We start from the raw sequence: 15,033 nt of genomic DNA, 5'->3' as shown, positions 1-15,033 counted from the left end.
GCGTCGATCGTGGACTTGTGGTGCCCGGAAGATCGTCATCCGCCGGCTTTGTCACCCAGCACAACTCCATGATCGACGCAGGCGGGGGTGGGGTGGGGCTAGCGGCGGCGGGCTAGCAGAACGGCGTCGTGGTGGGTTGTGGTGGTGCCTTCGGGGTTGGTGATCTCGCGGGGGCGGGCCTCGGCGGCCAGGATCTCCCAGCGGGACGGGTCCAGGTCGGCGGCCACGTCCTCGGCCGTGTACATCATGTCCGGCATGTGCAGTCGGTGCGCCGACGCCCACAGGTCCGACGGATGGTGCCCGACGATCAGCAGGACCCCGCCCGGAGCGACCGCGGCGGCCAGCCGGGCGAACAGCTCCCGGCGCTGCACCGGGGGCAGGTGCATGAATTGTGCGGACACCAGGTCGTACGCCTCCTCGGCCGGCGGCTTCTCGCGCAGGTCGGCGTGCGTGAACTCGATGCGGTCACCGACGCCGGCGGTGTCGGCGTACTCGGCGGCGCGCGCCAGCGCCGTGGTCGAGATGTCCACCGCGGTCACCCGCCAGCCCCGCTCGGCCAGCCACACCGCGTCGGCGCCCTCGCCGCTGCCCACGTCCATCGCCCGTCCCGGGGGCAGGTCGGCGACCTCGGCGACCAGCTGCGGGTTCGGCCGACCGCTCCACACCGCCGGCTTGGACCGGTACCGCTCCTCCCACGCCGGTTGCTCGAACGTCGTGGCCACCATCTGCCGGTAGGCGGTCACCGCCGCGCGGGTGTCCTCGGCGATCAGGTCGGCGTTGATCGCCGCTCCGGCGGTGAGCCCGGCCGCGGCGGACGTGATGACCTGTCCCCGGATGTCGGCGACGTTGCCCGCCACCCAGACGCCCGCGACGGTCGTCGCGCCGGTGGGGTCGGCCGGGATCTGGGCGCCGATGACGTGCTCGCCCATCGTCACCTCCTCCGGGGCGAGGCCCAGCCCGACCAGCAGGTCGGCGCGCGGGGTCGTCCGGGTCCCGACGACGACCGCGTCCAATGCCACGACCCGACCGTCGGCGAGGCGTACGCCGGTGAGCGCGTCCCCGGTCACCTCCAGCGCGGCGACCGGTCCGGGCACCACCGCGACGCCCCGCGCGGCCAGGCGTTCGGCCGTCTCCTCGTCCGGTGCGGGGGCGTCGTGCAGCAGGAGCAGCACGTCGGAACTCCACTGTCGCCACATCTCGGCCTGGTGCGCGGCCATCGGGCCGGTCGCCAGCACGCCGACGCGCCGGTCCCGGACCTCCCAGCCGTGACAGTACGGGCAGTGCAGCACGTCGCGGCCCCACCGCTGCGCCAGCCCGGGAACGTCGGGCAGCTCGTCGGTCAGCCCGGTGGCCACCAGCAGCCGGCGGGCCCGCACCGCGCTCCCGTCGTCGAGCGTGAGCCGGAAGCCGTCGTCGTCGCGGCTCGCGGCCTCCACCCGTCCGGTGCGGAACTGCCCGCCGTACCCGGCCACCTCGGCCCGCCCGATCGCGAGCAGCTCGCCCGGCGGCGTGCCCTCCCGTCCCAGGTAGTTGTGCACGTGGCCGGCCGGCGCGTTGCGCGGCTCACCCGAGTCGATGACCAGCACCGACCGCCGGGCCCGGCTGAGCGCCAGGGCTGCACTGAGCCCCGCGGCGCCGCCGCCCACCACCACCACGTCGTATGTCTCGTCCACCGGTCGCTCCCTTGGTCTGTTGGCTCAACCCACCATCCGTCGACGCCGGCCAGGTGGCAAGTATCCTTGCCGTTATGGCAAACGAGGACTCCGCCGCGCTGGCGGCCGTCGGCCCCCGGCTGCGCGCCCTGCGCCACCAGCGGGGGACCACGCTGACCCAGCTCGCCGACCTGACCGGCATCTCGGTGAGCACCCTCTCCCGGCTGGAGTCCGGCACCCGCCGGCCCACCCTGGAACTGCTGCTCCCGCTGGCCCGGGCGTACCAGGTGGCGCTGGACGAGCTGGTGGACGCTCCGGCCACCGGCGACCCCCGGATACGCCCCAAACCGATCGTCATCCACGGCGTCACGTACCTGCCGCTGACCCGCCGACCGGGCGGCCTGCAGGCGTTCAAGCAGATCTTCCCGCCGGACCCGTCCGCCGGGGGCCGAACCCCACAGACCCATGAGGGGTACGAGTGGCTCTACGTGCTCTCCGGTCGGCTGCGCCTGGTGCTCGGTGACCGCGACCTGATCCTGACGCCGGGCGAGGTGGCCGAATTCGACACCCGCGTCCCGCACCTCATCCTCAACCCCGGCCCCGGCACGGCCGAGGCTCTGAGCCTCTACGGCCCGCAGGGGGAACGGCTGCACGTCCGCGCCCGCCCCGCCACGCCCGGCAGGGACGCACCAGCGGACGCGGGGTGATCCACGTGAGTGAGCACAGCGTGACCGTGGTCCGGCTGGACGACACCTCGTCCGCCGCGCGCGAGGAGATCGTCCTCGGCGTACAGGGCCTGCTGCTGGCCCGTGGAGTGATCGTCCCCAACGACTGTCGTGACGCGCTCTGGCAGCCGAGCGAATGGAAACCAGGTCCAGCCGCGCGTACGGCGGTCGTTGAGCCGGTCGACTGGTTTGACAGCTTCCTCGACACGGCGAACAACGGGGTCGACATCCGGGGCGAGCGTGACGTCTACCACCCGGTGGAGAACGACGAGGCGCCGCGATGCGCGAAGTGCGCGGCCGCGGCACCAGCGTCGTACACCGACTCCGCCGATTGGCTGGAGGCGTGGATGACCGCTGGTCACGAGCCGGGGTTCACGTGCGACCAGTGCGGTTGGAGCGGGCCGGTGGGCGACTGGAGCGGCCAGTTCGGCGTACTCATCGGCGCCCCCGCCGTGACGTTCCTCAACTGGCCGCCCTGCTCACCCGCGCTGATTACCGATATCCGCGGACTTCTTGGAGGGCGTACCGGCATCGTCGTGAGCCACTGGTGACGGTGCGCCGTTTCCGTTGACCTTCACCGTTCGCGAGACCGACGGCTCCTGGATGGTCACCGCGTCCGTGCGAGGGCCGGACCGGTTCCCCTCCGGTCCGACCCTCACGAACGGTCCGCGCTAGGCGCGGAGCCTGCGCTGCCGGACGATCAGCAGCAACGTGGCACCGAGGAGCACGGCCAGCACACCGGCTGCCATCCAGCCTCCGATCGGGAACGACTCACCGGTGATCGGGAGCTTGCCCTTCACCGGGATGGTGATTGTCGATTCCGGTGCCACCGGCGCCGGGCCGTCCGGCGGGGTGCCGGTCGCGGTCGCGTTGTTGCGCAGCGAACCGTGGTGGTAGTCGGCCTTGCTGACCGTGTACGTCGCCGCGCAGGTCACGGTCGCGCCCGCCGCCAGGGTGACGGACCCGTTGGGCGTCCGGTCCGGACCGCAGGTGATCGGGCCGAGGTTGGCCGGCGAGGCCGGCGCGGTGGGGGTGTCGGTGACCGTCACGTCGGTCAGCGTCACCTGCCCGGTGTTGGTGACCACGAACTGGAACGGCACCTGCTGGCCCGGCCGGGTGATCTTGTCGGTGCTGCTGGACTTCACCACCGTGATCGCCGCACCCCGGGTGGCCGTGACCTCGGCGGTGGCCGGGCCGGAGCGTACCGGTGCGGGTGGGTCCTGCCCGGGGATGGTCGGTGGCGTGCCGGCGGCGACGGCCGTGTTGGTGATCCGGCCGGCCTCGACGTCCGCGGCGGTGACCGTGTACGTCGACGTGCAGGTGGTGCTCGCCCCGGCCGGCAGGGAGACACTGCCGTTGGCGACGGGCGGGGTGCCGCAGGTGATCGCCCCGGGCGTCCCGGTGCCGGAGAACTCGGTCTCGTCGACGGTCACGGCACTGAGCGGGGTCGTGCCGGTGTTGCTCACCACGAACTGGTACGTGATCACGTCACCGGCGGCGGACACCACGGTCGGTGTGACCGACTTGGTGATGGCGATCGCCGGGTGCGGGATCGGGATGTCCAGCGGCGACGGCGGCGAGACCGGCGGCGGCCCGACCGGCGGCGTACCGGTGGCGGTGGCGACGTTGCGCAGCGACGAGCCGGTGAAGTCCTCCGCGGTCACCGTGTAGGTCGCCCGGCACTGGATGGACGCGCCCGGCGCGAGGGTCACCTCGCCGTTCGGGGTGTCCTGCGGGCCGCACGTGATCGGGCTCAACTCGCCGCGCGGGGACGGCGGCAGCACGGTGTCGTTGACGGTCACCTCGGTGAGCGTGAAGCCGCCGGTGTTGACCACCAGGAAGGTGTACGGCACCTGCTGACCCGGCGCGGTGATCGCCACCGTGGTCGACGACTTGATCACCTCGATGTCGGCGACGACCCCCGCCTGCGGGATGGTCAGCGTCGAGGGCGACGAGTTCACCGGTGTCTCGCTGCCCGGCGGGGTGCCGTGCGCGGTGGCGGTGTCGGTGACCCCGTCGTTGTCGAGGTCGGCCTGGGTGACCGTGTAGGTGGCGGTGCACGCCGTGGACTCACCCGGCGCGAGGGTGGTGGTTGCGCAGGTGATCGGGCCGAGGTTGGCGTTGGACGAGGGCGGCGCCTGGACGTCGGTGACGTTGACGGCGGTCAGGGTGAGCCCGCCGGTGTTGACCACGTGGAACCGGTACGGCACCTGCTGCCCGACGGTGCTGATCGTGGTGACGTCGGAGACCTTGACCACCGAGATCGCGGGGACCAGCCCGGACTCCGGGATCGTCAGCGTGGACGGCGGCGAGTCGACGGGCGTCTCACTGTTCGGAGGTGTGCCGTGCGCGGTGGCGACGTCGACGACCGCGTTGTTGTCGAGGTCGGCCTGGGTGACGGTGTAGGTGGCGGTGCAGGCCGTCGCCTCGCCGGGCGCGAGTGTGGTCTGCGGGCAGGTGATCGGCCCGAGGTTCGCGTTCGACGAGGGTGGGGTCTGTACGTCGGTGACGTTCACGTTGGTCAACGTGACGCCCCCGGTGTTGATCGCGAGGAACTGGTAGGGCACCTGCTGTCCGACCGTGGTGATCGACGTGGTGGTGGACGACTTCACCACCGAGATCGACGGCGTGACGTCGGCCGCCGGGATGGTCAGCACGACCTGGTCGGACTCGACCGGCTCCTCCGTACCCGCCGGAACGGCGCGCGCGGTGGCGACGTCGGTGACCTCGTCGTTGTCGAGGTCGGCCTGCGTCACCGTGTACGTGGCGGTGCAGACGGTGGTCTCACCGGGGGCGAGGGTGGTGGCGGCGCAGGTGATCGGGCCGAGGTTGGCGTTCGACGACGGCGGGGACTGCACGTCGATGACGGTGACGTTGTTCAGGGTGACGCCGCCGGTGTTGGCGACCAGGAACCGGTAGGGCACCTGTTGGCCGACCGAGCTGATGGCCGCGGTGGTGGACGACTTCACCAGCGCGATGGCCGGGAAGACGGCGCCGGTGCGGATGATCAACGTCGACGGTGGGGACTGCACGGGCGGCCTACCGCCGGGAGGGGTGCCCTGCGCGGTCGCGGTGTCGGTGACCGACCCGAAGTCCAGGTCGGCCTGGGTGACCGTGTAGGTGGCGGTGCACTCGGTCTGCGCGCCGGGGGCGAGGGTGGTCGCGGCGCAGGTGATCGGCCCGAGGTTGGCGTTGGACGACGGCGGGGTCTGCACGTCGGTGACGCCGACGTTGGTCAGGGTGAACCCGCCGGTGTTGACCACGTGGAACGAGTACGGCACCTGCTGCCCGACGGTGGTGATCTCGGTGGTGGTGGAGGTCTTCAGCATGCCGATCGAGGGGACCAGACCGGTCTCCGGCAGGGTCAGCGTGGAGGGCGGCGAGTTCACCGGGGCGCCGCCGCCGGGCGGGGTGCCGTGTGCGATGGCGGTGTTGGTGACCCCGTCGTTGTCGAGGTCGGCCTGGGTGACCGTGTAGGTGGCGGTGCACGCGGTCCGCGCACCGGGCGCGAGGGTGGTCGCGGCGCAGGTGATCGGCCCGAGGTTCGCGTTCGACGAGGGTGGCGCCTGCTCGTCGGTGACGGTGACGTTGGTCAGGGTGAGCCCACCGGTGTTGACCACGTGGAACGAGTAGGGCACCTGCTGCCCGACGGTGGTGATCGACGCGGCGGTGGAGGTCTTCGTCACCGCGATCGACGGGGTCAGTCCGGCCTCGGGGATGGTCAGTGTCGACGGTGGCGAGGTGACCGGGGTGCCACTGGGCGGGGTGCCGCGCGCGGTGGCGACGTCGGTGACGCCGTTGTTGTCGAGGTCGGCCTGGGTGACGGTGTAGGTCGCGGTGCAGGTGGTGGTCTGTCCGGGCGGGAGGGTCGTGACCGGGCAGGTGATCGGGCCGAGGTTCGCGTTCGACGATGGTGGCGTCTGCACGTCGGTGATGGCGACGTTGGTCAGGGTCACGCCGCCGGTGTTGGCGACCAGGTACCGGTAGGGCACCTGCTGGCCGACCGAGCCGATCGACGCGGTGGTGGACGACTTCACCACCGTGAGGGCGGCGGTCAGACCCTCCGCCGGGATGGTCAGTGTCTCCGGATCGGAGACGACCGGGGGACCGTCGGGCGGGGTGCCCTGGACGGTGGCCGTGTTGGTCACCCCGTCGTTGTCCAGGTCGGCCTGGGTGACGGTGTAGGTGGCGGTGCACTCGGTCTGCGCGCCGGGGGCGAGGGTGGTGGTCGCGCAGGTGATCGGCCCCAGGTTGGCGTTCGACGACGGCGGGGTCTGCACGTCGGTGACCGAGATGTTGGTGAGCGGAACGCCGCCGGTGTTGACCACGTGGAACGAGTACGGCACCTGCTGGCCGACACTGGTGATCACCGCGGTGGTCGACGACTTGATCAGGTCGATGTCGGCAGGCGTGGCGCCCTGGCAGGACAGCGTGGTGCTGAACGGGAAGTAGTGGATCTCGCCGCCGCGGTGGTCCAGCGTACGGGTGATGACGCTGCCCTCGGTGTTGCTGGCCGACAGGTCGGTGAGGCTGGCGTTGGGGGCGTAGATGGTGCCCTCGATCGTGGCCGCCTGCTGGGTGAGGGTGAGCGCGGTGGCGGTCGGGAAGTTGAACAGGACGTAGCGCGCCTGCGGCCCGCCGATCCCGGCGAAGTTCGGGGCGGTCCAGGCGAAGGTGTTGCCGACGGCGCTGGTGTCCACGTTGACCAGCAGTGGGGTGTCGGCGGTCGGCTGGTTGGCGAAGGTCAGGATCTGGATGTTGGCCAGGTCGGCGGCGGTCAGGTTCAGCACGTTGGTCACGCCCGGCGTGAGGGTGACCACGGCGTTGCTGCCTGGCGGGATCGGCCGGGGCAGCACGTCGCCGTTGGGCGTCCGCAGCACGACGGTGTTGTCGCAGGTGGCCAGACCGGCGGTGGTGTCCCGGAAGGCGGCGAAGGCGCTGGCGAAGTTGATCGGCGAGGTGGGTCCGACGCTGGGGACCGGCTGCCGGGTGACCAGTTCGACCCGGGGTGACGCGTCGTAGTTGTCCGACGGCAGGATCCGGGTGTTGACCTGGGCGCCGTTGTTGTCGGTGTCGCGGACGAACGTGCCGGTGAGGTTGCCGACCTTGGCGTACCCGTTGGAGAGCACCTGGAGGCGGGTGCCGCCGACGCTGCCGGCGAAGTTCACCCGGCCGCCCACGACCAGGGCGCTCGGGTTGGCGTCGCCGGGTACGACGAATGAGCCGGCCGTGGCGTTGGCCAGCTGGTAGTTGCCGAAGGTGAGATCACCGCCGATGGCGGCGGTGCCCTCGTTCTCGTTCTCGACCAGGTTCGCGTTGCCCTCGGTCATCACCCCGAAGCTCAGCGCCTCGGCGACCGGGTCGACCGGCCCGATGGCGTCGACCGCCACCAGTACCGGGTTGGGAGGGGACGCGGCCGGCACCGGTACCAGTAGACCGTTGACTGCCAGCACGCCACCGACGGCGACCAGCGCCGCCGCCCGCGACCTGCGGCTACCCCACGACGAAACCCTCATCACGCCCCCGTTGTGTGTCCGATGTGCCAGGGGAGCGTAGCGAGGTAATTATCTAGTTATGGGGGTTTTGTCCGATTCGATCGGCCGCCCATGATCAGCGTGGCGCGGCCAGCGGCTGCGTCGACGGCCCGAAGGCGGTCAGAAACCGGTCCCGGAAGGTGTCCATCGGCCACACCGGAGCGGCCGGCCCCGGCCGCAGCCCCGGCTGCCAGCCCCAGCCCGCGACCTGGTCCAGCACCGCCCGGTCCCGCGCGACGATGGTGATCGGCACGTCCCGGCTGGCCCCCTCGCCGGTGACCACCGGTGCCGGCTGGTGGTCGCCGACGAAGACCAGCACCAGGTCGTCATCCCCGTACGTCTGCACGTAGGAGACCAACGCCTCCAGGGAGTACGCGATGGCCTGCCGGTATCCGGCCCGGGCCCGGCCGGTGTCATCGGCATCGCCGCCGTCGTCCGTCGCCTGGCCGTGGTAGACCGAGCCGTCCCCGACCTGGTCCCAGCCGATCATCCGGGGCACCGCCGTCCACGGGGAGTGGCTGGAGATCAGGGGGATCTCCGCCATGATCGGGCGGTCCGCGTCGGCGCGGACCTGCCGCTGGAAGAACGACAAGGTGTACTGGTCGGGCATCGGGGCGTAGCTGAACTTCGGCCCCCGGTAGCCGAGCGCCTCGGCGTCGTAGTAGCGGTCGTAGGAGAAGAAACCCCGCTCCGGCCAGGGCTGGGTGGCCGCCGGCAGCACCCCGACGGTCTGCCAGCCGGCCCGCCGGAACGCGCCGTTGAGGGTGAGCCGGTCACTGGCCAGCAGACTGCGGTGCCGCTGCTCGTTGTCCGTCCACAACCCGGACAGCAGCGTGTCGTGCGCCAGCCAACTGCCGCCGCCGAAGGTGGGGGAGGTGAGAAAGCCGCTGCGGGAGTCGTACCCGGCCGCGCGCAGCCGCTCGGTGCCGCCGTCGAGTACCGCGTTTACCTGCGGCGCCAGCTCCGGATCCTGCACGGCGTCGCGTCCGTAGCTCTCCACGAACGCGAGGACGACGTCCTTGCCGCGCAACCCGGTGAGCAGCTGGTCACCGGGCACGTCCTGGAACGGGTCGGCGGCGATCTGGGCGGTGAACCGTCCACGGTCGCGCAGTCGCGCGTCGACCTGGTCGGCGTGCGCGCCGATGAGCGTCGTGACGCCGGCGTCGGCCACCGGCACGCCCGGAACGATCCGCACCCCCACGACGGCGCAGACCACCCACGCGACGGTCAGCGCGGCCACCACCCGGGTCGCCACCCGCTCGTGGCCGACCAGCAGCGCACCGAACCGCCGCAGCGCCACCGTCACCGTCAGCAACAGCACGCCGATCAGCAGCACCGCGCCGACAGCCGCGCCGACCGCACCGGCCCGACCGGCCGAGTCCCGGACGAAACCGAACGCGTCGTCCAGCAGCAACCAGTCCAGCACCAGGTCGAAGGGCCGGTCGAGGGCCGTGCGGAAACCCAGGTCGGCGAGCTTGACGATGGCCAGCAGGCCGAGCAGCGGCCCGCCCACGGCCACCACCACCCGCCGGGGTCGCGCCGGCAGCGCCAGCAGCAGCGCGGCGACGAGCAGCCCCTCCAGCGGGATGCGCAGGAACGCGCCGGGCGTCAACTCGCCGAGCCGGTCCGGGCCGACCAGGACGGCGTACACCAGCACCACCGCCAGCACCGCGCCCACCGGCGCCAGCGCCCGCCGCGCACGGCCGCGCCGCGCGGGCGAGACCCCGGGGGTACGCCCAGGCGCGTCGCCGGCCACGGCGGAGCGGGGGCGCAGCCGGCCGGCCAGCCGGCGTAACCGGTCGGGAAGGGTCATCACAGCCTCCAGTCGGAGTGGACCGTAGCGCCCGAGCGGGCCGCCATCGCGCGCACCGGCACCAGCGGCGGCACGACGACCGGCGTGTGCCCGCCCGACGGCAGCAGCGGCAGTGCCACCGGCGCGGGCACGCGCGGCGCGGTGACCCTCGCCGGCGCCACCGTGACGGGGACCGACGCCGGCCGGGGCCGCTGGTGCGCCGGGCGGTGGCGCCACAGCCACGCCACGTCCCGGCCGAACGACTCCACCAGCAGCGCCAACGCCGCCACCAGCACCAGCGTGGTCCACGGCTGCGGCAGCACCCGGGCCGCGGCCACGGCCAGCAGGACGCCCTGCGCGGCGGCCACCACCTTGCGCCAGAAGCGCGGCGGCAGCGATCCGTTCAGCCACGGCAGCACCGCCATGGCCGCGACGAACGCGTACCGCATCGCGCCGATCGCCAGCACCCACGCGCCGGTCGACGGTGCCACGTACACGCTGAGCACCAGGATGAGGAACGCGTCGACCTCCATGTCGAAGCGGGCGCCGAGCGCGCTCACCGTGCCGGTGCGCCTCGCCACCTGGCCGTCCACCGCGTCCAGCAGCAACGCCACCGCGCTCACCGCCACCAGCAGGGCCACCGGCGCGGGCCGGACGAACGAGTCGACCACCAGCGCGGTGACCGCGCCGACCAGGACGGCCCGGGTCAACGTCACCCGGTCGGCCGGGCCGAGGCGGGACGCGCCGGCCCGGCGCAGACCCCGACTCAACGCGAGGCAGGTGACCACCGCGTAGCCGGTCCCGACCAGCCAGCCCGCACCGCCCAGCCCCACGGTGGCGGCCAGCGCCGCCAGCACGGCCAGTTGCGCGCTCAGCCCGATCGCCGGACCACCTCGAACCGTGGGCACCGTACCTCCGTGTTTATGATCGACGACCCCGACAGGGAACACGGAAAAAGTGGCCGTTCGGTTCGGCCGGGAGCAAAGGTGAGGTGCGCGACGGTGATCCGCGAGGCGTACGCCTGCTGGGTGCGCGAGCCCGGCACGGCCGAGATCCGGCCGGTGTCGCTGCCCACCCCGGGCCCCGACGAGGTGCTGGTCCGGGCGCGCTACTCCGGGGTCAGCCGGGGCACCGAGACGCTGGTCTTCGCCGGTCGGGTGCCCGCCGACCAGTACGCCGCGATGCGCGCGCCGTTCCAGGAGGGTGACTTCCCCGGCCCGGTGAAGTACGGCTACCTGAGTGTGGGCGTGGTCGAGCAGGGTCCGGCGCACCTGCTCGGACGCACGGTGTTCTGCCTGCACCCGCACCAGAGCGCGTACGTCGTGCCGGTCGACGCCGTGGTGCCGGTGCCGGATGACGTGCCGCCCGCCCGCGCGGTCCTCGCCGGCACGGTGGAGACCGCCGTCAACGCCCTGTGGGACGCCGCGCCGCTGGTCGGCGACCGGGTCAGTGTCGTCGGTGCCGGGATGGTCGGCTGCTGCGTCGCGGCGCTGCTCGCCCGGTTCCCAGGCGTACAGGTCGAACTGGTCGACACCGACCCCCGCCGGGCCGGGGTGGCCGGCGCGCTCGGCGTCGGGTTCGCCCAGCCGGACGACGCGACCGGCGACCGGGATCTGGTGGTGCACGCCAGTGCCACCGCCGCCGGTCTGCAACGCTCCCTGGACCTGCTCGGGCCCGAGGGCACCGTGATCGAGCTGAGCTGGTACGGCGACCGCCAGGTGCAGGTGTCCCTGGGTGGGGCGTTCCACTCCGGACGGCTGACCGTCCGCAGCAGCCAGGTCGGCATGGTGGCGCCCGCCCGACGGGGACGGCGCAGCTACACCGACCGGCTGGCGCTCGCCCTGGATTTGCTCGACGACCCGGCCTTCGACGCGCTGATCACCGGCGCGTCGAGGTTCGCGGACCTGCCCGACGTCCTCGCCAACCTGAGCACGGGTAACCTGCCCGCGCTCTGCCACCTCATCACCTACGACGACGGGGAGTGACCGTGTTCAGCGTGACCGTTCGGGATCACATGATGATCGCCCACAGTTTCCGGGGCGAGGTGTTCGGCCCGGCCCAGCGCCTGCACGGCGCGACGTTCGTGGTGGACGCGACGTTCCGGCGACCCGACCTGGACGCCGACGGGATCGTCGTCGACATCGGCCTGGCCACCGAGCAGTTGCGCGCGGTGCTCGGCGAGCTGACGTACCGCAACCTCGACGACGAGGCGGCGTTCACCGGGGTGAACACCACCACCGAGGTGCTGGCCCGTACGGTCGCCGACCGGCTGGCTGACCGGGTGCACGCCGGCGAGCTGGGCGCGGGAGCGCGGGAGCTGGCCGGCATCACGGTCACCCTGCACGAGTCACACGTCGCGTGGGCCAGCTACGGGCGGTCGCTGTGATCGCCGCGGGCCGCGCGGCGCCCGCCGGCGGGCCGGTCACGACCGGTCGTACGGTGCACGTCGTCCTGCCCGGTGACATCGACGACCCGGCGACGCCCAGCGGCGGCAACTTTTACGACCGGCGGATCTGCGCGGGGCTCGGCGAGCAGGGCTGGCCGGTACGGGAGCATCCGGTGCCCGGCGCGTGGCCGCGGCCCGCCCCGGCCGACCGGGCGGAGCTGGCCCGGCTGCTCGCCGGCCTGCCGGACGACGCCGTGGTGCTGCTCGACGGCCTGATCGCCTCGACCGTGCCGGATCTGCTCGCCCCGCACGCCCGGCGGCTGCGTCTGGTCGTCCTCGTGCACCTGCCGTTCGACGACGAGGCCGAGGCCCGCGCGCTGGCCACCGCGCGGGCCGTCGTCGCCACCAGCGAGTGGACCCGCCGCGCGCTGGTGGCCCGCCATCCGCTGCTCGCCGACCGGATCAGGGCCGCGCCCCCGGGGGTGACGCCGGCGCCGCCCGCACCCGGCTCCGCGGCCGGTGACCGGCTGCTCTGCGTCGCGGCGGTCGCCCGGCACAAGGGCCACGACGTGCTGGTCGACGCCCTGTGTACGCTCGCCGGGCTGAGCTGGACGCTGGTCTGCGCGGGGACGCTGGACCGGGAGCCGGACCTCGTACACCGGTTGCGCGCGCGGATGGCCGGTGCGGGCCTCGTCGAGCGGATCCGGCTGGCCGGACCGCTGACCGGTGCGGCGCTGGACGCCGCGTACGCCGGCGCCGACCTGCTGGTGCTGCCGTCGCGCGGGGAGACGTACGGGATGGTCGTCACCGAGGCGCTGGCCCGTGGCCTGCCGGTGTTGGGCACCGACGTCGGGGGCCTGCCGGAGGCGCTCGGTCACGCCCCCGACGGTGACCTGCCGGGGCTGCTGGTCGCCCCGGGCGACCCGGCCGCGCTGGCCGGCTCGTTGGCCCGCTGGCTGGGCGACGACGCGCTGCGCGCCCGGCTGCGACGCGCCGCCCTCGCCCGACGCGACACCCTGACCGACTGGCCGGTGACGACCGCGTCGCTGGCCGCCGTCCTGGAGGAGGTGGCGGCATGACCGTCGAGGAGACCCTGCCGTTCGCCGACTGGCTGCGGCTGCGCGAGCCCGCCGACGCGGCGGCCCGCGCCGAGGATCTGGTGGACGCCGTGCGACCCCGGCTGACCGGCGGGCGCCCGACGGTGATCCACGACCTGGGCAGCGGCACCGGTTCGATGGGTCGGTGGCTGGCCGCCCGGCTGCCCGGCCAGCAGCACTGGATCCTGCACGACCGGGACGCCGACCTGCTGGCCCGCGCCGCCGACGACATGACCGGCCTGACCGCCGCCGACGGCGCCCCGGTCACCGTCAGCACCCGCTGCGGCGACCTCACCCGGCTGACGTCCACCGACCTGGCCGACGCCGCCCTGGTCACCGCGTCCGCGCTGCTGGACATGCTCACCGCCGAGGAGATCGACCGGGTGGTGGCCGCCTGCGCCGGCCGACCCACCCTGTTCGCCCTCTCGGTGACCGGGCGGGTCCGGCTCACCCCGGCCGACCCGCTGGACACGGCGGTGCAGGCCGCGTTCAACGACCATCAGCGTCGTACCGTCGACGGCCGGCGGCTGCTCGGCCCGGACGCCGTCGCGGCCACCGCCGCCGCGTTCGCGCGCCGGGGCGTCGACGTGCGGGAACGGCCCAGCCCGTGGCGGCTCGGACCGCAGCACGCCGACCTGGCCGCCGAATGGTTCCGGGGCTGGCTGGGCGCGGCGTGCGAACAGCGCCCGGACCTGCTCGACCCGACCCGGTCGTACGCCCACCGCCGGCTGGCCGACGCGGCTGCCGGCCGGCTCACCGTGCTGGTGGAGCACAGCGACCTTCTCGCCGGCGGATGAACTGTTCGTGCCCCGGGTACGTGCACTAGGGCAACTGGACGATCTTCAAGGGGAGGCCGGCGCCGATGGTCTGGGCCTGGGCACGAGTGGTCGGCGGGGTGGGTCTGCTCGCCGTCCTGCTGTGGCAGGTGGGCAGCGGCCCGTTCCTCGCCGGGGTACGGCTCATCGACGCGCCGGCGTTGGCCGCGGCGCTGGTCATCGGTGTGCTCACCACGGTCTGCGCGGCCTGGCGGTGGAGCCTCGTCGCCGGTGGCCTGGGTGTGCGGCTGCCACTGGCGACCGCGGTGGCGCACTGCTACCGGGCCGTGTTCCTCAACGCCACGCTGCCCGGCGGGGTGCTCGGCGACGTGCACCGGGCGGTACGCCACGGCCGTGACGCCGGTGACGTCAGCCGGGGCATCCGCGCGGTGATCTGGGAACGGACCGCCGGCCAGGTCGTCCTCGTGGGTGTCGCGCTGGTGGTGCTCGCCGTGTTCCCGTCACCGGTGCGGTCGTACCTGCCGGTCGCCGCCGCGCTGCTGGTCGGGGGCGGTCTGGTCACCGTGCTGGCGGCGCGGGCCCTGCCCGGTGGCGGTGGGTCGCGCTGGGTGCGGGCACTGCGGACCGCCGTGGCCGACGTGCGCGCCGGGTTGCTGGCGCGCCGCACCTGGTTCGGTGTGGTGGTCGCCTCCGCCGTGATGGTCGCCGGCCACCTGGCCACCTTCCTGGTGGCGGCACGCACCGCCGGCGCGGACGCCCCGCTGTCCCGGCTGCTGCCGTTGACGCTGCTCGCCCTGCTCGCCATGGGGTTGCCGCTGAACATCGCCGGCTTCGGACCGCGCGAGGGCGTCGCCGCGTGGGCGTTCGGCGCGGCGGGACTCAGCGCGGCCCAGGGCGTCGCCACCGGCACCGTCTACGGTGCGCTGGTGCTGGTCGCCAGCCTGCCCGGCGCCGCCGTGCTGCTGGCCCGGCGGAGGATTCCGGTCACCCGGGAAGCCACTCCCGGCGTCGACTGTTGAGCCGGTTGTGAGACGGTACGCGCCGCCGACTGACGGTGGCGCCGGACAAAGG

At 73.4% G+C, this 15,033-nt stretch carries 9 protein-coding genes and 3 pseudogenes; 7 read left to right on the top strand and 5 right to left on the bottom strand.

Features of this window, described 5'->3' with window-relative positions; genetic code table 11:
• Positions 1 to 98: 98 nt before the first annotated feature.
• The gene (locus AB0H52_RS02170) at positions 99 to 1,673 is read right to left on the bottom strand and encodes a bifunctional NAD(P)/FAD-dependent oxidoreductase/class I SAM-dependent methyltransferase (RefSeq protein ID WP_151490284.1); all 1,575 of its coding nucleotides are present in this window, start codon (positions 1,671 to 1,673) and stop codon (positions 99 to 101) included.
• A gap of 74 nt (positions 1,674 to 1,747) precedes the next feature.
• On the opposite strand from AB0H52_RS02170, the gene AB0H52_RS02165 reads away from it, so the two are divergent.
• Together AB0H52_RS02165 and AB0H52_RS02160 are read left to right on the top strand one after the other, a co-directional pair.
• The gene (locus tag AB0H52_RS02165; RefSeq protein WP_151490283.1) at positions 1,748 to 2,359 is read left to right on the top strand and encodes an XRE family transcriptional regulator; all 612 of its coding nucleotides are present in this window, start codon (positions 1,748 to 1,750) and stop codon (positions 2,357 to 2,359) included.
• A gap of 5 nt (positions 2,360 to 2,364) precedes the next feature.
• Positions 2,365 to 2,928, top strand: coding sequence for a hypothetical protein (locus AB0H52_RS02160; RefSeq protein ID WP_151490282.1), 564 nt, complete (start codon positions 2,365 to 2,367; stop codon positions 2,926 to 2,928).
• Between the two features lie 120 nt (positions 2,929 to 3,048).
• Here the strand turns inward: AB0H52_RS02160 and AB0H52_RS02155 are convergent, their stop codons facing one another.
• The 4 genes and pseudogenes from AB0H52_RS02155 to AB0H52_RS02140 all read right to left on the bottom strand — a co-directional run.
• Entirely contained in the window at positions 3,049 to 6,705 is a 3,657-nt protein-coding gene (locus AB0H52_RS02155; RefSeq protein ID WP_357944821.1) for a hypothetical protein, read from the bottom strand.
• 93 nt (positions 6,706 to 6,798) lie between these two features.
• Positions 6,799 to 7,893, bottom strand: a pseudogene (locus AB0H52_RS02150) (choice-of-anchor A family protein); the annotation flags it as partial.
• 94 nt (positions 7,894 to 7,987) lie between these two features.
• Positions 7,988 to 9,589 (bottom strand): annotated as a pseudogene (locus AB0H52_RS02145) (sulfatase-like hydrolase/transferase); the annotation flags it as partial.
• A 332-nt stretch (positions 9,590 to 9,921) separates the two neighbouring features.
• Positions 9,922 to 10,611 (bottom strand): annotated as a pseudogene (locus AB0H52_RS02140) (CDP-alcohol phosphatidyltransferase family protein); the annotation flags it as partial.
• A 93-nt stretch (positions 10,612 to 10,704) separates the two neighbouring features.
• Here AB0H52_RS02140 and AB0H52_RS02135 point away from each other — a divergent pair.
• The 5 genes from AB0H52_RS02135 to AB0H52_RS02115 all read left to right on the top strand — a co-directional run bounded on the left by AB0H52_RS02135 (position 10,705) and on the right by AB0H52_RS02115 (position 14,981).
• Positions 10,705 to 11,688, top strand: coding sequence for a zinc-binding alcohol dehydrogenase (locus AB0H52_RS02135; protein WP_151490278.1), 984 nt, complete (start codon positions 10,705 to 10,707; stop codon positions 11,686 to 11,688).
• A 2-nt stretch (positions 11,689 to 11,690) separates the two neighbouring features.
• Positions 11,691 to 12,089, top strand: coding sequence for a 6-carboxytetrahydropterin synthase (locus tag AB0H52_RS02130; RefSeq protein WP_151490277.1), 399 nt, complete (start codon positions 11,691 to 11,693; stop codon positions 12,087 to 12,089).
• Positions 12,089 to 13,168 carry a glycosyltransferase family 4 protein gene (locus tag AB0H52_RS02125; RefSeq protein ID WP_225854540.1) on the top strand — a complete coding sequence of 360 codons (1,080 nt, stop codon included), beginning with the start codon at positions 12,089 to 12,091 and terminating at the stop codon, positions 13,166 to 13,168. Before AB0H52_RS02130 ends, AB0H52_RS02125 begins: the two co-directional genes overlap by 1 nt.
• A complete protein-coding gene (locus tag AB0H52_RS02120; RefSeq protein ID WP_151490276.1) occupies positions 13,165 to 13,983 on the top strand; it encodes a class I SAM-dependent methyltransferase in 819 nt (272 codons plus the stop codon). Before AB0H52_RS02125 ends, AB0H52_RS02120 begins: the two co-directional genes overlap by 4 nt.
• 65 nt (positions 13,984 to 14,048) lie before the next feature.
• A complete protein-coding gene (locus AB0H52_RS02115) occupies positions 14,049 to 14,981 on the top strand; it encodes a lysylphosphatidylglycerol synthase transmembrane domain-containing protein (RefSeq protein ID WP_151490275.1) in 933 nt (310 codons plus the stop codon).
• Positions 14,982 to 15,033: the final 52 nt, after the last annotated feature.

This window comes from Micromonospora sp. NPDC050695 (assembly GCF_040654415.1).
Lineage (GTDB): Bacteria > Actinomycetota > Actinomycetes > Mycobacteriales > Micromonosporaceae > Micromonospora.
Note: the sequence above shows the minus strand (reverse complement) of the source record. Positions and strands in the feature narration are given on the sequence as shown.